Source organism: Streptomyces sp. NPDC002825 (genome assembly GCF_040295385.1).
In the GTDB taxonomy this organism is placed as follows: Bacteria; Actinomycetota; Actinomycetes; order Streptomycetales; family Streptomycetaceae; genus Streptomyces.
Genome location: NZ_JBEOVH010000016.1, coordinates 35,050 through 53,260 on the forward strand (window position 1 = coordinate 35,050; position 18,211 = coordinate 53,260).

Annotated in this window: 18 protein-coding genes and 1 pseudogene; 9 read left to right on the plus strand and 10 right to left on the minus strand. The window is 72.2% G+C overall.

Annotated features, from left to right (window positions below; translation table 11 throughout):
* Positions 1 to 107 precede the first annotated feature (107 nt).
* Positions 108 to 434 carry a DUF3099 domain-containing protein gene (locus ABT041_RS21240; protein ID WP_351186642.1) on the plus strand — a complete coding sequence of 109 codons (327 nt, stop codon included), beginning with the start codon at positions 108 to 110 and terminating at the stop codon, positions 432 to 434.
* A 134-nt stretch (positions 435 to 568) separates the two neighbouring features.
* Positions 569 to 787: a hypothetical protein gene (locus ABT041_RS21245; protein WP_351186644.1), complete on the plus strand. Its 219-nt coding sequence runs from the start codon at positions 569 to 571 to the stop codon at positions 785 to 787.
* A gap of 41 nt (positions 788 to 828) precedes the next feature.
* Here the strand turns inward: ABT041_RS21245 and moaA are convergent, their stop codons facing one another.
* From moaA to ABT041_RS21260, 3 genes are all read right to left on the minus strand, one after another.
* Positions 829 to 1,830: a GTP 3',8-cyclase MoaA gene (gene moaA / locus ABT041_RS21250; protein WP_351186646.1), complete on the minus strand. Its 1,002-nt coding sequence runs from the start codon at positions 1,828 to 1,830 to the stop codon at positions 829 to 831.
* A gap of 150 nt (positions 1,831 to 1,980) precedes the next feature.
* On the minus strand, positions 1,981 to 3,606 hold the full coding sequence (locus ABT041_RS21255) for a monocarboxylic acid transporter (protein WP_351186648.1): 1,626 nt from the start codon (positions 3,604 to 3,606) through the stop codon (positions 1,981 to 1,983).
* Complete coding sequence (locus ABT041_RS21260; protein WP_351186650.1) at positions 3,603 to 3,977, minus strand: DUF485 domain-containing protein; 375 nt, start codon at positions 3,975 to 3,977, stop codon at positions 3,603 to 3,605. Before ABT041_RS21260 ends, ABT041_RS21255 begins: the two co-directional genes overlap by 4 nt.
* A gap of 276 nt (positions 3,978 to 4,253) precedes the next feature.
* Here ABT041_RS21260 and ABT041_RS21265 point away from each other — a divergent pair, with 276 nt between their 5' ends.
* Complete coding sequence (locus ABT041_RS21265) at positions 4,254 to 5,789, plus strand: S8 family peptidase (protein WP_351186651.1); 1,536 nt, start codon at positions 4,254 to 4,256, stop codon at positions 5,787 to 5,789.
* A gap of 83 nt (positions 5,790 to 5,872) precedes the next feature.
* Positions 5,873 to 7,174 carry a CoA transferase gene (locus ABT041_RS21270; RefSeq protein ID WP_351186652.1) on the plus strand — a complete coding sequence of 434 codons (1,302 nt, stop codon included), beginning with the start codon at positions 5,873 to 5,875 and terminating at the stop codon, positions 7,172 to 7,174.
* 73 nt (positions 7,175 to 7,247) lie between these two features.
* On the opposite strand, the gene ABT041_RS21275 is transcribed toward ABT041_RS21270, so the two are convergent.
* The 7 genes and pseudogenes from ABT041_RS21275 to ABT041_RS21300 all read right to left on the minus strand — a co-directional run bounded on the left by ABT041_RS21275 (position 7,248) and on the right by ABT041_RS21300 (position 13,435).
* Entirely contained in the window at positions 7,248 to 8,291 is a 1,044-nt protein-coding gene (locus ABT041_RS21275; RefSeq protein ID WP_351186654.1) for a zinc-dependent alcohol dehydrogenase family protein, read from the minus strand.
* Between the two features lie 18 nt (positions 8,292 to 8,309).
* Positions 8,310 to 8,423, minus strand: a pseudogene (locus ABT041_RS39060) (lysoplasmalogenase); the annotation flags it as partial.
* Between the two features lie 64 nt (positions 8,424 to 8,487).
* Entirely contained in the window at positions 8,488 to 9,201 is a 714-nt protein-coding gene (locus ABT041_RS21280) for a VIT1/CCC1 transporter family protein (RefSeq protein ID WP_351186656.1), read from the minus strand.
* A gap of 24 nt (positions 9,202 to 9,225) precedes the next feature.
* Positions 9,226 to 10,449, minus strand: a complete 1,224-nt coding sequence (locus ABT041_RS21285; RefSeq protein WP_351186658.1) for an amidohydrolase family protein — start codon at positions 10,447 to 10,449, stop codon at positions 9,226 to 9,228.
* Positions 10,449 to 11,729, minus strand: a complete 1,281-nt coding sequence (locus ABT041_RS21290; RefSeq protein ID WP_351186660.1) for an amidohydrolase family protein — start codon at positions 11,727 to 11,729, stop codon at positions 10,449 to 10,451. Before ABT041_RS21290 ends, ABT041_RS21285 begins: the two co-directional genes overlap by 1 nt.
* A gap of 24 nt (positions 11,730 to 11,753) precedes the next feature.
* Entirely contained in the window at positions 11,754 to 12,638 is an 885-nt protein-coding gene (locus tag ABT041_RS21295; RefSeq protein WP_351186662.1) for an SDR family NAD(P)-dependent oxidoreductase, read from the minus strand.
* Positions 12,638 to 13,435, minus strand: a complete 798-nt coding sequence (locus ABT041_RS21300) for an acetoacetate decarboxylase family protein (RefSeq protein WP_351186664.1) — start codon at positions 13,433 to 13,435, stop codon at positions 12,638 to 12,640. Before ABT041_RS21300 ends, ABT041_RS21295 begins: the two co-directional genes overlap by 1 nt.
* 96 nt (positions 13,436 to 13,531) lie before the next feature.
* On the opposite strand from ABT041_RS21300, the gene ABT041_RS21305 reads away from it, so the two are divergent.
* From ABT041_RS21305 to ABT041_RS21325, 5 genes are all read left to right on the plus strand, one after another.
* Complete coding sequence (locus ABT041_RS21305) at positions 13,532 to 14,209, plus strand: TetR/AcrR family transcriptional regulator (protein WP_351186666.1); 678 nt, start codon at positions 13,532 to 13,534, stop codon at positions 14,207 to 14,209.
* The gene (locus ABT041_RS21310; RefSeq protein WP_351186668.1) at positions 14,206 to 15,180 is read left to right on the plus strand and encodes a DEDDh family exonuclease; all 975 of its coding nucleotides are present in this window, start codon (positions 14,206 to 14,208) and stop codon (positions 15,178 to 15,180) included. The genes ABT041_RS21305 and ABT041_RS21310 overlap by 4 nt, the downstream gene beginning before the upstream one ends.
* A gap of 63 nt (positions 15,181 to 15,243) precedes the next feature.
* A complete protein-coding gene (locus ABT041_RS21315; protein WP_030691654.1) occupies positions 15,244 to 15,477 on the plus strand; it encodes a metallothionein in 234 nt (77 codons plus the stop codon).
* Positions 15,478 to 15,558: 81 nt separating this feature from the next.
* Positions 15,559 to 16,359 (plus strand): SURF1 family cytochrome oxidase biogenesis protein, encoded by an 801-nt coding sequence (locus ABT041_RS21320; protein ID WP_351186670.1) that lies wholly within the window; start codon positions 15,559 to 15,561, stop codon positions 16,357 to 16,359.
* A gap of 52 nt (positions 16,360 to 16,411) precedes the next feature.
* The gene (locus ABT041_RS21325) at positions 16,412 to 18,211 is read left to right on the plus strand and encodes a glycoside hydrolase family 15 protein (protein WP_351186672.1); all 1,800 of its coding nucleotides are present in this window, start codon (positions 16,412 to 16,414) and stop codon (positions 18,209 to 18,211) included.

An 18,211-nucleotide genomic window follows, 5' to 3' on the forward strand; every position in this document is an offset into this window, starting at 1 on the left:
ACAGCGCCGTACGTGCCCCGGTCTCGTCGGGCGGGGGCGGCGGGCGTACGGTGGGAACAGGTCCGGACCGGGGAGGGTCCGGCGCGGCCTGTGGGTGGTGAACGGCGATGTCGAAGCATGGCGGGACCGAGGTCTTCCGGATCACGGGAGCCCGGCAGGGGCTCGCCGATGACGTCCGGGGCAGGCAGCGGCGTTATGTCATCTCGATGACCGTGCGGACGCTCTCCGTGATCGCCGCGACGGTGCTGTGGAACGTGGAGCGGCATGTGGCCTTCGTGGCGCTGGGCCTGGGCCTCCTGCTCCCCTACATCGCCGTGGTGATCGCCAACGCGGGACGCGAGAGGGCTCCGTCCCTTCCCTCCACCTTCGTCCCCCCTCCGGAGCGACCCGCACTCGAGGCTCCCAACCTCAAGAAAACCTCAGATCAATCATGACGATCCGGTGCACCGCACCCCATGTGCCGTGACATACTGCCTACGCGCTCCGCATCCCCCGTCGGAGCGACGGACCGATGCCGGGCAGCTCCCCCCGTGGCTGCCCGGCATCGCTGTTGCTGGACAATGATCGCGTGACTGACGACAAGCCGATCTGTTCCGCGAAGGGCTGCAAGGCCGACGCCGTGTGGGTGCTCGCCTGGAACAACCCCAAGCTGCACACGCCCGAGCGGCGCAAGACCTGGCTCGCGTGCGAGGAGCACCGCGAGCACCTCTCCCAGTTCCTGGGGGTACGGGGCTTCCTGAAGGACGTCGTCCCGCTGGCCGACTGGGAGGCCGGGGAGACCCGCTGATCCGTCTCTTCCGGATCTTGCCGGAAGAGACGGCCGGGACCTCAGCCGCCGATCGCCGACATCGGGCGCTCGGGCTGGAGGAAGCTCGGGTCGTCGAGGCCCGAGCCCGCCTTCTTGCCCCACATTGCCTTCTTCCAGAGCTCCGCGACCGTCGCGTCCGACGCGGGCGACGGGTCCTCGGCGCGCAGCGCGGCCCGCAGGTCCGTCTCCTCGGTGGCGAAGAGACAGGTGCGCACCTGCCCGTCGGCGGTGAGCCGGGTGCGGTCGCAGGCCCGGCAGAACGGGCGGGTGACGGAGGCGATGACGCCGACCGTGTGCGGTCCGCCGTCGACGACCCAGCGCTCGGCGGGAGCCGAGCCTCGCTCCTCGGAGCCTTCGGGCGTCAGGGTGAAGCGGGTGCGCAGGGACTCCAGGATGTCCCCGGCGGTGATCATGCCGTCGCGCTTCCAGCCGTGCTGGGCATCCAGGGGCATCTGCTCGATGAAGCGGAGCTCGTACCCCTCCTCGATCGCCCAGGCGAGGAGGTCGGGGGCCTCGTCGGCGTTGAGCCCGGGCATCAGGACGGCGTTGACCTTGACCGGGGTGAGGCCGGCCTCGCGGGCGGCGGCCATGCCGTCGAGGACGTCCTGGTGGCGGTCGCGCCGGGTGAGGGTCTTGAAGACCTCGGGGCGCAGGGTGTCGAGCGAGACGTTGACCCGGTCGAGGCCGGCGGCCTTGAGGGCGGCGGCGGTGCGCTTGAGTCCGATGCCGTTGGTGGTCAGGGACATCCGGGGGCGGGGCTCCAGGGCGGCGCAGCGCTCGACGATCCCGACGAGGCCGGGGCGGAGCAGCGGCTCACCGCCGGTGAAGCGGACCTCGGTGACGCCGAGGTCGGTGACCGCGATGCGGATCAGCCGGACGATCTCGTCGTCGGTGAGGAGGTCCGGCTTGGCGAGCCACTGCAGACCCTCCTCGGGCATGCAGTACGTGCAGCGCAGATTGCACCGGTCCGTGAGCGAGACGCGCAGGTCAGTGGCCACACGGCCGTAGGTGTCGATGAGCACTGTGGCCCCCTCCCCGTTTTCCGGATGCGTGTGTTTCGAGCCTACGTGAGCGCACGGACAACGAGCAGGGCAGATTGTCACGAGGACCGACGCGGCCGCGTCGTAGAACTCTACGACGCGGCCGTCCTGCGGTGGCGGACCGTATACGGTTCAGTGCGCTCCGACTCCGGTGAGGGACTTGACCTCCAGCTCCGCGTACTTGCCCTTGTCCGGCTCCTCCTTGGAGAGGATCGAGCCGAGCCAGCCGAGCAGGAAGCCGAGCGGGATGGAGACGAGGCCGGGGTTCTCCAGCGGGAACCAGTAGAAGTCGGCCGTCTTGAACATCGACGTGGGCTTGCCGGAGACGACCGGCGAGAAGAGGACGAGGACGACGGCGGAGATCAGACCGCCGTAGATCGACCACAGCGCGCCCTGGGTGGTGAAGCGCTTCCAGAAGAGCGAGTAGAGGATCGTCGGCAGGTTGGCCGAGGCGGCGACCGCGAAGGCGAGGGCGACCAGGCCGGCGACGTTGAGGTCGCGGGCGAGGGCGCCGAGCGCGATGGAGACGATGCCGATGAAGACGGTCGCCCAGCGGGCGGCCTTCACCTCCTCCTTCTCGGTGGCCTGTCCGCGCCGGATGACGTTGGCGTAGATGTCGTGCGCGAAGGACGAGGAGGAGGCCAGGGTCAGACCGGCGACGACGGCGAGGATGGTCGCGAAGGCGACGGCGGAGATGACGGCGAGGAGGATCGCGCCGCCGGTGGAGTCGGCTCCGCCGCCGATCTCCAGGGCCGCGAGCGGGGCGGCCGTGTTGCCCGCCTTGTTGGAGGCGACGATGTCGCTGTTCTTGAGGAGGGCGGCGGCGCCGAAGCCGAGGACGATCGTCATCAGGTAGAAGGCGCCGATGATGCCGATGGCCCAGTTGACGGACTTCCGGGCGGCCTTGGCGGTCGGCACCGTGTAGAAGCGGATCAGGATGTGGGGCAGGCCGGCCGTGCCGAGGACGAGCGCGATGCCGAGCGAGAGGAAGTCCAGCTTGGAGGTGGCGGTGGCGCCGTACTTGAGGCCGGGCTGGAGGAAGGCGTCGCCCTTGCCGCTGTTGGTGGCGGCCGCGCCGAGCAGCTCCGAGATGTTGAAGTGGAACTTGAGGAGGATGAGGAAGGTGATCAGGAGCGTGCCCGCGATGAGCAGGACCGCCTTGACCATCTGCACCCAGGTGGTGCCCTTCATGCCGCCGATCGTCACGTACACGATCATCAGGAGGCCGACCAGGGCGACGATCGCGATCTTGCCGCCGTCGCTGGTGATGCCGAGCAGGAGCGAGACGAGGACGCCCGCGCCCGCCATCTGGGCGAGCAGGTAGAAGATCGAGACGACGATGGTCGAGGTGCCGGCGGCGGTGCGGACGGGCCGCTGGCGCATCCGGTAGGCGAGGACGTCGCCCATGGTGAACCGGCCGGAGTTGCGCAGCGGTTCGGCGACCAGGAGCAGGGCGACGAGCCAGGCGACGAGGAAGCCGATCGAGTACAGGAAGCCGTCGTAGCCGAAGAGGGCGATGGCTCCGGCGATGCCGAGGAAGGACGCGGCGGACATGTAGTCGCCGGAGATCGCGAGGCCGTTCTGGAAGCCGGTGAACTGGCGTCCGCCGGCGTAGAAGTCGGCGGCGCTGCGGGTCTGGCGGCCGGCCCAGACGGTGATGACGAGGGTGGCGACGACGAAGGCGCCGAACAGGGCGATGATCAGGGGCCGGTGCTCGGTGGTGGCGTTGCCCGCCGCGAGCAGGACGGGGGTGCTCATGCGTCGCCCTCCATACGGGTTCTGATGGCCTCGGCCTTGGGGTCGAGCCGGTTCGCCGCGTGCCGCGAGTAGAGCCAGGCGATGAGGAACGTGGTGAGGAACTGGCCGAGGCCGAGGACGAGGGCCACGTTGATGTTGCCGAAGAGCTTGGTGCCCATGAAGCCGCCCGCGTAGTTGGAGAGCAGCACGTACAGCAGGTACCAGGCGATGAAGGCGATGGTGAGGGGGAAGGCGAAGGAACGGTACGTACGGCGCAATTCGCCGAATTCCGCACCTTCCTGCACCTCGACGAACTGTTCCGTCGTGGGCGACCCGGGACCGCGGTCGGTCTCCGTGTCCTTTCTCGGCGGCGGCGGTGCTTCGGTAGCCACGGAATCTCCTCGTGACGCGGGGACGGACGGCGGCATGGTCAAGGGGGCCTCACCAGGGGTGCGGGAATCGGTGCTCCGACCGGAGCTCCTCCCCTGTCCAACGGCACGGAGCGGGAAGCGAAGTGGTTCACACGGGCGATTTCCTTGAACAGATCTTCATGAAGTCTTCTCAACTCATTGAAGCTTCGGGAAGATCAGCGATAGCTTCACTCGTCATGCACCTGTCCGCCCGTAAACCCGCGCGCGGACAGTACATACGGATGATGTGGAGAACCCATGGCTCATCTGGGATCGAGGCGCGGCCGAGCTCTTGCTCTGCCGGTCGGTCTCGCGCTCACGGCCTCGCTCGGCTTCCTTGCCCCCGGCGCCGCCTCCGCCGCGGAACTGAGTGACGCTCCGGCCACCGTCGCCTTCACCGGCCCGAAGCTTTCCTACGTCGTCAACGTCGAGGGCGGCCGCTGGACCGCCGCCTCGGTGAAGAAGGCGATCGCCGCCGCGGGTGGCGAGGTGGTCATCTCGTACGACCAGATAGGCGTGATAGTCGTCCACTCGCAGAACCCCGAGTTCGCGAAGACGATCCGTCAGGTCCCCGGTGTCGAGTCGGCCGGTTCGACCCGTACCGCCCCGCTCTCCGTCCAGTCCGACGACTCGGTCGACGAGGGCGCGCAGACCCTGTCCCCCGCCGAGGCGAAGGCTGCCGCGGCCGCCGCCACGGACGGCCAGGACCCGCTGGAGCCCCTGCAGTGGGACCTCCCGGCGATCAAGGCCGACAAGGCCCACGAGAAGACCCTCGGCAGCAGCCGGGTCACCGTCGGCATCATCGACACCGGTGTCGACGACACCCACCCGGACCTGGCGCCGAACTTCGACGCGGCCGCGTCCGCCAACTGCGTGTCCGGCAAGCCGGACACCACGGCCGGCTCCTGGCGTCCGCAGCCGGGCGAGAGCGACCACGGCACGCACGTCGCGGGCACCATCGGCGCCGCCAAGAACGGCATCGGCGTCACGGGTGTCGCGCCGGGCGTGAAGCTCGCCGGCATCAAGGTGTCCACCCCGGACGGCTTCTTCTACACCGAGGCCGTGGTCTGTGGCTTCGTGTGGGCGGCCGAGCACGGTGTCGACGTCACGAACAACAGCTACTACACCGACCCGTGGATGTTCGCCTGCAAGAACGACGAGGACCAGAAGGCCCTCATCGAGGCGGTCACCCGCGCGACCCGGTACGCGGAGAAGAAGGGCACGGTCAACGTCGCCGCGGCCGGCAACTCCAAGTTCGACCTGGCGGCCGAGTCGATCCTCGACAACAGCAGCCCGAACGACACCACGCCGGGCGACCGGGTCATCAACCCGAAGGAGTGCTTCGACTACCCGGCCATGCTGCCGGGCGTCGTGACGGTCTCCGCGACCGGCGCCAAGGGCCTGAAGGCGTCCTACTCCAACTACGGCATGGGCGTCATCGACATCGCCGCGCCCGGCGGTGACCGCACCGAGTACCAGACGCCGGACGCCCCGGCGGTCAACGGCCGCATCCTGTCGACCACGGTCAACGGCGGCTACAACTACAAGGCCGGTACGTCGATGGCCTCGCCGCACGCCGCCGGTGTGCTGGCGCTGCTGAAGTCGACGCACCCGTACGCGAGCCCGGCGGCGCTGAAGGCGCTGCTGTACGCGCAGGCCGACGAGCACGCGTGCACCAACCCGTACGACATCAACTCCGACGGTGTCGTCGACGCCGTCTGCCAGGACGGCGCGGACAAGAGGAACGGCTTCTACGGAGCCGGCATCGTGGACGCGCTGGCCGCCGTGAAGTAAGCGGTACGGCACGGTCGGAGGGCCCTGGTGTGGTGTGCCACACCAGGGCCCTTTGCGTGGCACTGAGTGCCACACTGCTGGTCATGAACAACACAGTGCGTACCGGTACGGAGTTGCTGTGGTCGGCCCTGGGCGGCGATCCCGCCCTCGTCGACCGGGTGGAGTACGGCGGGGTCTCCGGGCTGCTGCCCGCGCGGCTTCCGGTGATGGACCTGGCGCGCGGCGCGGTCGCCGCCTGCTCGCTCGCCGCGGTGGAGCACGCGGGGCTCCCGGGCCCGGTGCGGGTGGACGACGGGGCCGTCGCCACCGCCTTCGTGAGCGAGCGTCATCTGCGGGTCGACGGGCGGGCGCCGGTGAACTTCGCACCCCTCTCGCGGTTCTGGCGGGCGGCCGACGGTTGGGTCCGTACGCACGCCAACTACCCGCACCACCAGGCCGCGTTGCTCGCGGCGCTGGGCGTTCCCGACTCGGTCGAGGCCGTTGCCGCGGCGATCGGGGAGCGGAAGGCCGTCGAGGTCGAGACGGCGGTGTACGCGGCCGGGGGCCTGGCCGTCGCCCTGCGGACGCCCGGGGAGTGGGCGGCCGGCGAGCAGGGCCGCGAGGTGGCGGCGCGGCCGCTGCTGAGCCGGGAGCGGCTGGACGAGGCGGCGCCCCGGGCCGAGGCCGGACGGCCGCTGCGGGTCCTCGATCTGACCCGGGTGATCGCCGGGCCGGTCGCGACCCGGACGCTGGCGCTGCTCGGCGCGGACGTGCTGCGGATCGACCCGCCGGGCAACCCCGAACTGCCGGACCAGCACGCGGACACGGGCGTCGGCAAGCGGACGTCGGCGCTGGATCTGGACCGCCCCTCGGACCGGCGGACCTTCGACGAACTCCTCGACTCCGCCGACGTGCTGGTCACCGGCTTCCGGCCGGGCGCACTCGACCGCTTCGACCTGGAGCGGCCGGGTCTGGTGACCGCGCGGCTCTCCGCCTGGGGCGACTACGGGCCCTGGGGCGGCCGGCGTGGCTTCGACTCCCTGGTGCAGGTGGCGACGGGGATCGCGGCGGTGGAGGGCTCGGCGGCCGAGCCGGGCGCGCTGCCGGCGCAGGCCCTGGACCACGGCACGGGATATCTGCTCGCGGCGGCGGTGCTGCGGTCGCTGACGGAGCAGCGCGCGGAGGGCGGGAGCCGGCTCGTCCGTCTGGCCCTGGCCCAGACGGGGCACTGGCTGACTCACGCGCTGCCGCGGTACGAGCCGGAGCGGTACCTGACGGAGTCGGAGGGGCCGCTGGGGCGGCTGCGGCATGCGTTGTCGCCGGTGGCGTACGAGGGCGGGCCGAGGTCCTGGTCCCGGGCGCCGGGGATCGCGGGGGCGGACGCGCCGGAGTGGGCGGGGGCCTGACGGGGCTTGTACGGCCCGGGCGCCGGCACCGGGGGGGGTGCCCACCCTCCCCCAGAGTGGGCACCCCGTGGTCCTACGGCTTGACCAGCACCTTCAGGGCCGTGCGCTCGTCCATGGCCTTGTAGCCCGCCGGGACTCCCTCCAGGCCCACCGTCAGGTCGAAGACCGGGGACGGGTCGATGGCGCCGGAGAGGACGTCCGGGAGGAGTTCCGGGATGTAGGCGCGGACCGGGGCGACGCCGCCGCGGAGGGCGATGTTGCGGTCGAACATGACCGACAGGTCGAGGCCCGTGCCGCTGCCGTGCGGGACGCCGACGTAGCCGATGGAGCCGCCGTCGCGGGCGATCGCGACCGCCGTGCGCATCGACTGCTCGGTGCCGACGGCCTCGATGACGCCGTGGGCTCCCTGGCCGCCGGTGAGCTCGCGGACGGCGGCCTCGGCGGCCTCGCCGCGCTCGGCGACGACGTCCGTGGCGCCGAAGGCGCGGGCGATGTCGGTACGGGCCGTGTGCCGGCCCAGGGCGATGATCCGCTCCGCGCCGAGCCGCTTGGCGGCCAGGACGCCGCAGAGGCCGACCGCGCCGTCGCCGACGACGGCGACCGTGGAGCCCTTCGTGACGCCCGCGCCGAGAGCCGCGTGGTGGCCGGTGCCCAGGACGTCGGAGAGGGCGAGCAGCGCGGTCAGGAGCCGGTCGTCGGAGGCGGCCTCCGCCGGGAGCTTGACCAGGGTGCCGTCCGCGTACGGGACGCGGACGGCCTCGCCCTGGCCGCCGTCGGAGCCGACCGAGCCCCAGAAGCCGCCGCGCGGGCAGGAGGTCTGGAGGCCCTCGGCGCAGTAGTCGCAGGTGCCGTCGGACCAGACGAAGGGGGCGACGACGAGGTCGCCGGCGGCGAAGCCGGTGACGTCGGAGCCGGCGGCCTCGACGATGCCGAGGAACTCGTGGCCGATGCGCTGGCCGGGCTGCCGGGCGGACTCGCCGCGGTAGGCCCACAGGTCGCTGCCGCAGATGCAGGCGCGCAGGACCCGCAGGACGACGTCCGTGGGCTCCTGGATCACCGGGTCGGGCACGTCCTCCACGCGCATGTCGAACGGGGCGTGGATGGTGGTGGCGCGCATGGCGGACGGTCCTTGCTGTCAGATGGTTGTACGACGTTCACCGTACATCGCGTGGAGCGTTCCCGCCGTCAGCAGGTACCGCGCCGCGATGTAGGTCAGCATGACCCAGAAGCCGGGCGCCGGCAGCCGGGGAGGGTGACGGCGTACGCGGCGAGCAGGACGCGCTCGGCAGGCTTTGGCACCTTCCGACAAGGCCCTAGACGCCCGCCGCCCCCAGCAGCGACCCCGCCGCGTACGTCACGCCCATCGCCAGGGCCCCGCCCGCCGCGTTGCGGAGGATCGCCGGGCCCGTGGGGGCGGCGCCCAGGCGGGCGCTCCACCAGCCGGTGAGGGTGAGGGCGGCGAGGACGGAGAGGACCGTGACCCAGAGGCGGGCGGAGGGCGGCGGGAGGACGATCGCGAGGAGCGGGAGCAGGGCGCCGACGGTGAAGGCGAGGAAGCTGGCGCCGGCCGCGTGCCAGGGGTTGGTGAGGGCGTCGGGGTCGATGCCGAGCTCCACGCGCGCGTGGGCGCGGAGCGCGTCGCGGGCGGTGAGCTGTTCGGCGGCCTCGCGGGCCACCTCCGGGGAGAGGCCGCGGGCGGCGAGGAGGCCGGTCAGTTCGGCGAGTTCGGCCTCCGGCCGTTCGCGCAGTTCGCGCTTCTCCATGGCCAGCGCGGCCTTCTCCGAGTCGCGCTGGCTGGACACCGAGACGTACTCCCCCGCCGCCATCGACATCGAGCCGGCCAGCAGTCCCGAGAGGCCGGCCGTGAGCAGGGCTGCCTGGGACTCGGTGGCGCCGGCGACGCCGACGACGAGGCCGGCGGTGGAGACGACGCCGTCGTTGGCTCCGAGCACGGCCGCCCGGAGCCAGTTGAGGCGGGAGCCGAGGCCGCCGCCGTGGGCCTCGTCGTGTGCGGGGGCTTCAGTCACCCCAGGAGGGTCGCACCCGGTGCCTCACCACACGCGGACCGACCCGCCCGGGGCGAAGGCCGGGCTGGTGGCCCCCTCGGGGACCTTCTCCAGGGGGCGGGCGATCTCCTCGACGGACGGGCCGTGGACGGCGGCGAGGCGGTCGAGGAGGGCGAGGTCGAAGCCGTAGACGCGGGCGGCGTTCCCGCCCACCATGGCGGCGACCTCCTCCCTCGGGAGTCCCGCGTAGGCGATGCGGAGGCCCTCGCGGGAGTACGGGGTGGTGCCCTCGTCGTGCGGGTAGTCGCTGCCCCACATGATCTTGTCGAGGCCGATCCGGTCGCGCAGCGGCACCTCGTGGGGGCGCATGAAGCTCGCGCCGACGAAGCAGTTGTCCCGCCAGACCTCTCCGGGGCCCTTGCCCATGGACTCCGCCAGACCCGCGCCGAACTTGGACTCGGCGGTCGAGGCCTTCGTCGACGCCGCGACCAGGCGGTCGTGGTAGTAGTCCAGCATCTGGAGGACGCCCGGGATCCAGCCCGAGCCCTGTTCGGTGAGGACCAGCTTGAGCCCCGGGTGGCGCCGGAACGCGCCGCCGAAGATCAGGTGCCACAGGGCACGGTGGGAGAACCAGGTGGTCTCCACCATGAACACCGCCCGGGCCGCCGGTTCGTCGCCGAGCGGCGGCGACGCGGAGCCGCCGTGGTGGTTGACCGGTACGTCGAGCTCGGCACAGACGGCCCAGATCGGGTCGTACGCCTCCGAGTACAGCTCGGGCACGGGCGAGCCGGGCGGGACGCCGGGCAGCAGGATGCCGCCGGTCAGCCCGGCCTGGCGGGCGCGGCGGATCTCCGCGACCGCCGCGTCCACGTCGTTGAGGAGGATCTGCGCCACGCCCGCCCTGCGTCCCGGGGCGTCCGCGCAGAAGTCGGCCAGCCAGCGGTTGTGGGCCTGGAGCCCGGCCCAGCGCTGCTCGTACTCGGCGCGGCCGGGCGGCTGGGCCATGAGCGAGGCCTTGGGGAAGAACGGCGGGATGGTGTTGGGGAAGACGACCTCGGCGACGATGCCGTCCGCCTCCAGCTCCCGGAGCCGGCGCTGCGAGTTCCAGTTGCGGTCGGCGGTGTCGGCGAGGAGGTCCTCGTACGGGTTGACGTAGGTGGCCGCCCAGGCGTCGAAGTCGTCGTGGTGCTTCTTCTCCAGGTACGGCTTGTAGTCGAGGAGGTCGGCGCCGGCGTGGCAGTCGGCGGAGACGACGGTGTACCTGTCCATCAGCGCGCTCCGATGACCGGGAAGTCGTGGTCGGTGAGCCAGTGGCGGCCGACCTCGCGCGAGCGGGCCCAGGAGGCCTCCACGGCGGCCTGGTCGGCGGGCTGGCCGAGGTCGGCGGGGGTGGGGCCGATCCGACGGGCCGTCGGATCCAGTGCCTGGACGTCGAATCCGAAGACCTCCGCGGCGGCGAGACCGAGCATCCGCCGGGTCTCCTCGACCGGGATGTCGTGGAAGGTCTTCCGCAGCCACGCGCGCGTGTCGGGCCAGGTCCCCTCCGGGTGCGGGAAGTCCGAGCCCCACAGGATGTTGTCGACGCCGATCTCGTACCGCTGGGCGAGCTCGCGCCGCTTGGTGTTGGTGGCGCAGACGAAGACCTGCCGGTCCAGGTACTCGCTCGGCGGCCGCTTCAGCTCCGCGAACGGGGACAGCTTCTTGCCGCCGTGCGCGCCCAGGTAGAGCCGGTCCATGAACCACAGCAGGTTCGGCAGCCACCAGCAGCCGGACTCGGCGACGCCGAAGCGCAGGCCCGGGTGGCGCTCGAAGACGCCCGACCAGAGCAGGAACCACAGCGGCCTGGCCGGCCACCAGGTGACCTCGGAGACGTAGATCCCCAGGTGGTCGCCGTACTCCTCGCGAGGCGCCGCCCCCGAGTGGGTGACGACCGGCATGCCGGTCTCGGCGGCCGCCGCCCACACCGGGTCGTAACGCCGGTCGTGATAGGGCGCCTTGTCCACCCACATGGAAGGGATCATGAGCGCGCCGAGCCCGGACTCCTTGGCCCGGTGGATCTCGGCGACGACCTCGCGGACGTCGGCGGTGACCGGGAGGAGGGCGACTCCGCAGTGCCGGGCGGGGTGGGCGGAGACGAACTCGGCGAGCCAGCGGTTATGGGCCTTCGCGCCCGCCATGCCGAGCTCCGGGTCCTGGTCGCCGGAGAGCCCGAGGCCGACGCCGAAGGGCGCGGCGGTCTGGCTGTCGACGGCGTCCGCGTCGGGGAAGACGACCTCGGCGGCCACCCCGTCGCCGTCGAGCTCCTTGATCCGCTGCGCGGGGTCCCAGCCGCCGCGCAGGCCTTCCTCGTTGTCGCGGAACCACTTGTCCGCGAAGGCCTCGTTGCGCACCCCGAGCCGGGTCATGGCCTCGCGGCGGGCCTCGCGCCCGGCGAGGAACTCGTCGAAGTCACGGTGGAAGCGGGGGTCGAGATAGGGCCGGTACTCCTCGGTGGGCAGCCCGGCGTGACAGTCGGAGGAGATGATCAGATACGGGTCCTCATGGCTCATGGTGCAGCAGCCCCCTCAGGCGGGTCAGTCGAGGATGAAGCTCTCCAGGTAGGACGGGTTGGCGCGGTCGAGCATGGACCGTGAGCGCGCCTTGATCTGGCGGTCGCTGTGCTCGCTCTCCGGCAGCATCCAGAAGCGGTCGGCGCGGATGCCGTCGACGACGTGCTCGGCGACGTCCTCCACCGGGGTGAAGGTCACCTCGTGGCCGGCCTCCTTCATCGCGGCCTCGTACTGGTCGAGGCTGCGGTACGGGGTCCTGCGCGGCCGCTGCTTGGCGTACCGCTCGGGCCGGTTGCGGTGCGACTCCCACAGTCCGGTGCGCAGCATGTGCGGGCCCGGGAAGAGGACGGAGGCGCCCACGCGCGCGTGCTCGGCCTTCAGGTGCGCGTACAGCGACTCGGTCATGGTGACGACGGCCGCCTTGGTGACCGCGTACACGGAGGCGGTGGGCAGCGGGGCGATGCCGCCGTCGCCGGAGGAGGTGTTCACGACGTGGCCGGGTTCGCCGCCGGCGAGCATGCGCGGGACGAAGGCCTGGATGCCGTGGAAGACGCCCCAGACGTTGACGGAGAAGGCCCACTTCCAGTCGTTGGGCTCGTGCTCCCACATGCGGCCCTCGGCGCCGGAGCCGACGCCCGCGTTGTTGCAGAGGACGTGCACGGCGCCGAAGGTGTCGTACGCCGCGTCCGCGAAGGCCCGTACCTCGTCGGGGTCGGAGACGTCGACCGTCCGGGCGAGGACCTGCGCCCCGCTCGCCATCAGCTCGTCGGCGGCCTCCTCCAGGGCGGCCCGCTCGACGTCCCCGAGGACGACGGCGAGGCCCTCGGCGGCGAAGCGGCGGGCCATCGCGAGGCCGATGCCGCTCGCCGCGCCGGTGACGACGGCGACCTGTCCCTCACGCAGCTCCATCAGGCACTTCCTTCCGGCGGTCCGTCGAGGATCTGGAGCGGGTCGTCGTACCGCTGGTGGACGAAGGGCAGCAGGTCACGGGCGGAGACGCGCTCGGCGACCGTGCCCTTCTGGTCGGTGGTCTTCTCGCCGATGGTGATCTCGACGAGCCGGCGTACCGGCAGGTCGGCGACCGGGTCGTACATCGACTCGCGCAGGACCACGTCGCCGGTGATCCGCTCCAGCTTCCGCACCTTCTCGTTGCGGACGCAGTGCACGAGGACGGGGTCGGCGTCGAAACCGGTGCCCTCCACGCCCGGCAGGAACTTGAAGTAGAAGTCGGTCTTCTCGGCGGGCTCCGGCGGCGGCAGGGTCTCGGAGACCGCGCCGCGCACCTCCACGAACGCGATGCCGTGCCGGGCGAGGGCGGCGCGCACGACGAGCCCCTCGCGCTCGACCGTGACCTCGCCCAGCTTCTTCGGCTCGCCGAAGACCTCGCGCCCGCCGATCAGGGCCCGCTCGTGGGTCATCGGCATGACCAGCGGGTACCAGCCCTCGCGGTCGCCGTGGGCGGCGGCGACGGCCACCGAGCCGGCGCCGAGCGGATAGCCGGGCAGGTCGACCTTGCTGATGTTGGCGCGCACCAGGGGGCGCGCGGTGGGCTTCAGCGGGGGCGGCAGGACCGCCGCCACGACGTCCGGGTCGGTCTCCCAGACGGCGACCACACCGGTGGACCAGATGTCGGGGAGCCTGGCGGACCGCTCGCGGGCCGCCGCCGCCTCCGCGTCGCTGCGTGCCCCGTACCGTACTCGTGCCATGACGTACCACCCTTCGGGATCGTCGGCCTGTAACACAGTTACACCGCCGCCCCCGAAGGGTAAAGAGGTCTGCACGCAGAGGAGTTGGGGGAATCGATGACACGCTCCGCGCTGACCCGCGACGAGGTCCTGGACACCGCGGCCGCCCTGGTGAGGGAGCACGGTCCGGACGCGCTCACGATGCGCCGGCTCGCCGCCGAGCTCGGCACCGCGGTCACCTCGATCTACTGGCACGTCGGCAACCGCGAGTCCCTCCTCGACGCGCTCGTCGCCCGCACGGTCGCCGACCTCGGCACGATCCGGCCCCGGGGCGCGACCCCGGCCGAGCGGATCGTCTCGGTGGCCCGGGCGCTGCGCAGCGCGCTGCGCGAGCGGCCGCACCTGGTGGCGATGGTCCACGAACGGGGGCTGACGGAGCGGATGTTCCTGCCGGCCCAGCGCGCCCTGGTCCACGAGGCGCACGCGGCGGGGCTGCGCGGGGCGCGGGCCGCCCGGGCCGTGCGGGCCGTGCAGTTCCAGGTCGTGGGCTACGTCCTGGTGGAGCGCAACCGCGAGCGGGCCCCCGCCCAGTCCCCTGCCGAGGAGGAGCTGTGGCGCGGGGAGGACGCCGAGGCCGACGGGCCCCTCGCGCGCGCGCTGGCCGCGCCGATCGACACGGAGCGGCTCTTCGCCGACTCCGTACGGGCCCTGGTGGACGGCCTGCTCGCCGACGCCCCGAGGGGGATCGAGGACGCCGGGGACGGGAGTGTCGGTCGCGGGCCGTATTCTCAGTGACCGTGTTTGACGACCGTACGACAGCAGCGATGTGGCCGGCCGCCTACCCGCAGGGGTACGCGGTCGTCGACGTGGAGACCACCGGACTCGCCCGAGACGACCGGATAGTGTCGGCTGCCGTCTACCGGCTGGACGCCCGGGGGAACGTCGAGGACCACTGGTACACGCTCGTCAATCCCGAGCGCGATCCCGGCCCGGTCTGGATCCACGGGCTGACCAGCGACGTCCTCGAGGGCGCGCCGCTGTTCCCGGAGATCGCGGCGGAGTTCGCGGCCCGGCTCGACGGCCGGGTGCTCGTCGCGCACAACGCGATGTTCGACTGGCAGATGATCGCCCGGGAGTACGCGCGTGCGGAGTCCGCCGCGCCGGTGCGCCAGCGGCTGTGCACGATCGCGCTCGCCAAGGAGCTGTCGCTGCCGCTGCCCAACCACAAGCTGGAGTCGCTCGCGGCGCACTTCGGTGTCGTGCAGCAGCGCGCGCACAACGCGCTCGACGACGCGCGGGTGCTCGCCGAGGCGTTCCGGCCGAGCCTGCACGCGGCGGCCGAGCGGAACGTACGGCTGCCGCTCCTGGAGTGCCGGCCGCTGACCGAGTGGGCCTCGGGGCCGACACAGCCGCGGATCGGCCACCAGTCCTCCTACCGGGCGGGCAGCTGGCGTCCCTCGCGGAAGCGGCCGCCGTGCCCGTACCCCAACCCCGGGCGGTACGAGTCGGACAAACCGCTCAAGCAGGGCATGCGGGTGGCCTTCTCCGGCGACACCTCCGTCGACCGCGAGCTCCTGGAGGACCGCACGGTCGAGGCCGGTCTCCACGTCGCCACCAGCGTCTCCCGCCTGACCAGCCTGCTCGTCACCAACGACCCGGACGCGGCCACCTCCAAGACGGTGAAGGCGAAGTCCTTCGGCACCCCGGTCGTCGACGAGGCCGCCTACACCCAGCTGCTGCGGGACGTGACCCCGGCAGACGGGTGACACCCCCGGCCCTGCGGGCGCGCCGAGCTGCGCGCGCCCGCCGGGCGCTCCACCCTGTGGCGCATGGCACGTTGTGAGGTCTGCGGAAACGATTACGGCATGTCCTTCGAGGTGCACGCGCAGGGCGCGGTGCACGTCTTCGACTGCTTCGCCTGCGCCATCCACCGCATGGCGCCCATCTGCGAGCACTGCCGGGTCCAGATCATCGGACAGGGCGTCGAGGTCGAGGGCAGCTGGTACTGCGGCGGCCACTGCGCCCGCGCGGAGGGAAAGGTGGGCATCGTCGACAGGGTGTGAGGAAACGCTCCGGAGCGGTCGGGCGAACCGACCCGAACCCCCCGTGCGAGCACCCCGCGACCCGCGCTGTACGGTCGTGGGGTGTACCGCTTCCTGTTGTCCCGGCAGTGGGTGATCCTCACCCTCGTCGCCCTCGTCCTCGTCCCGACGATGATCGAGCTGGGCTTCTGGCAGTTCCACCGGCACGAGCGCCGGGTCGCCCAGAACGCCCTGATCGCGGACAACCTCAAGGCGAAGCCGCTGCCGGTCGAGGAGCTCACCTCCCCCGGTCACACCGTGCCGCGCGCCGACTACTGGCGGACGGTCACCGCCACCGGCACCTTCGACACCGCCCACGAGGTGGTCGTCCGCCGCCGCACCTCCTCCGACGACCGGGTCGGCGTGCACGTCCTGACCCCGCTGGTGCTCCGCGACGGAAAGACCGTCCTGGTCAACCGGGGCTGGATCCCGGCCGCCGCCGACCAGCACTCCTTCCCGCCGGTGCCGCCCGCCCCCAAGGGCGAGGTGACCGTCACCGGCCGGCTCAAGGCGGACGAGACGACGGGCGCGAGCGGCATCAAGGACCTCAAGGGCCTCCCGGACCGCCAGGTCATGCTCATCAGCAGCCGGCAGCAGGCCGAGCTCATCGGCCGGGAGGTGCTCGGCGGCTACCTGGAGCTGACCGCGCCCGAGCCGGCCGGCGGCACCCCCGAGACGATCGCCGAGCCGGACCACGACTCGATCGGCCCCCACATGGCGTACGCCGTCCAGTGGTGGCTCTTCACCGCCGGGGTGCCCGTCGGCTGGGTGATCCTGGTCCGCCGGGAGAAGCGCGACCGGGAGGCCCAGGACGCCGTTACCGACGTCCCCGCGTCCCCGGAACCCGCGACCGCCGAGGCGTAGGCCACTCCGTCCCTCTGATTGACCGTCGCCGCTTCCGGGAACAGCCCAAAGCGTGACGCAACGTATCGACGACTACGCCCTCATCGGGGATCTGCAGACCGCCGCGCTCATCGGCCGCGACGGGTCGGTCGACTGGCTGTGTCTGCCCCGCTTCGACTCCGCCGCCTGCTTCGCCGCCATCCTCGGCGACGAGAACAACGGCCACTGGCGGATCGCCCCCACCGGCGCGAAGACCTGCACCGACCGCCGGTACGCGGAGGACTCCCTGGTCCTGGAGACCTACTGGGAGACGCGTACCGGCACCGTCAAGGTCGTCGACTTCATGCCCCAGCGGGACAAGGCCCCCGACCTGATGCGGATCGTGGAGGGGGTCAGCGGCAGCGTCGAGATGAGCGCCGTCCTGCGGCTGCGCTTCGACTACGGCTCGATCGTGCCGTGGGTGCGCAAGGCGGAGGGCCACCACCGCGTGGCGATCGCGGGCCCCGACTCGGTCTGGCTGCGCAGCGAGCCGCGCGTGAAGACCTGGGGCCAGCAGTTCTCCACCCAGTCCTCCTTCACCGTCGCCGCCGGCGAGAAGGTGGCCTTCGTCCTCACCTGGCACCCCTCGCACGAGCCGCGCCCCAAGCTCGTCGACCCCTTCAAGGCCCTGGAGCACTGCCTGGAGGACTGGCGCGAGTGGACCGCCCGCTGCACCTACCGGGGCCCCTACCGGGAGGCGGTGCTGCGCTCCCTGATCACCCTCAAGGCGCTCACGTACGCCCCCACCGGCGGGATCGTCGCCGCCCCCACCACCTCCCTGCCGGAGGAGCTCGGCGGCGTGCGGAACTGGGACTACCGCGCCTGCTGGCTGCGCGACTCCTCGCTCACCCTCGGCGCGCTGCTGGCCGCCGGGTACGACGAGGAGGCGGCCGCCTGGCGGGACTGGCTGCTGCGCTCGGTCGCGGGCGACCCCGCCGACCTGCAGATCATGTACGGGCCCGCCGGGGAGCGCCGGCTGCCGGAGACGAGCCTGCCGTGGCTGCGCGGCTACGCCGACTCGGCGCCGGTACGGACCGGGAACGCGGCGGTGGACCAGTTCCAGCTCGACGTGTACGGCGAGGTCATGGACTCCCTCCACCGCGCGCGTGAGGCCGGGATGCCTCCCGAGCGGCACGCCTGGAACCTCCAGCTGAGCCTGCTCGGCTTCCTGGAGTCCACCTGGCGGGAGCCCGACGAGGGCCTGTGGGAGGTCCGCGGGCCGCGCCGCCACTTCACCCACTCCAAGGTGATGGCCTGGGTCGCCGCCGACCGCGCGGTCCGCACCCTGGAGGCCGACCCCTCGCTGCCGGGGGACGCGGCCCGCTGGCGGGCGATGCGGGACGAGATCCACGCCCAGGTGTGCACGCGGGCGTACGACCCGGTGCGGAACACCTTCACCCAGGCGTACGGCTCGGCCGAGCTGGACGCCGCGACCCTCCTCATCCCGCAGGTCGGCTTCCTGCCGCCGGACGACCCCCGGGTGGTGGGCACCGTGGACGCCGTACGGGAGGAGCTGATGCACGGCGGCTTCCTGCGCCGGTACAGCCCCGCCGGCGGCACCGGCGCAGCGGCCGTGGACGGGCTGCCGGGCCAGGAGGGCACCTTCCTGGTCTGCTCGTTCTGGCTGGCGGACGCGCTGCGGCTGACCGGGCGCGTCGAGGAGGCCCGCGAGCTCTTCGAGCGGCTCGTCTCGCTCACCAACGACGTGGGGCTGCTGGCCGAGGAGTACGACCCGGTGGCGGGACGTCAGCTGGGCAACTTCCCGCAGGCGTTCAGCCACATCGGTCTCGTCGGGACCGCCTTGGCGCTCGCCGTGGAGGAGACGGCAGGATAG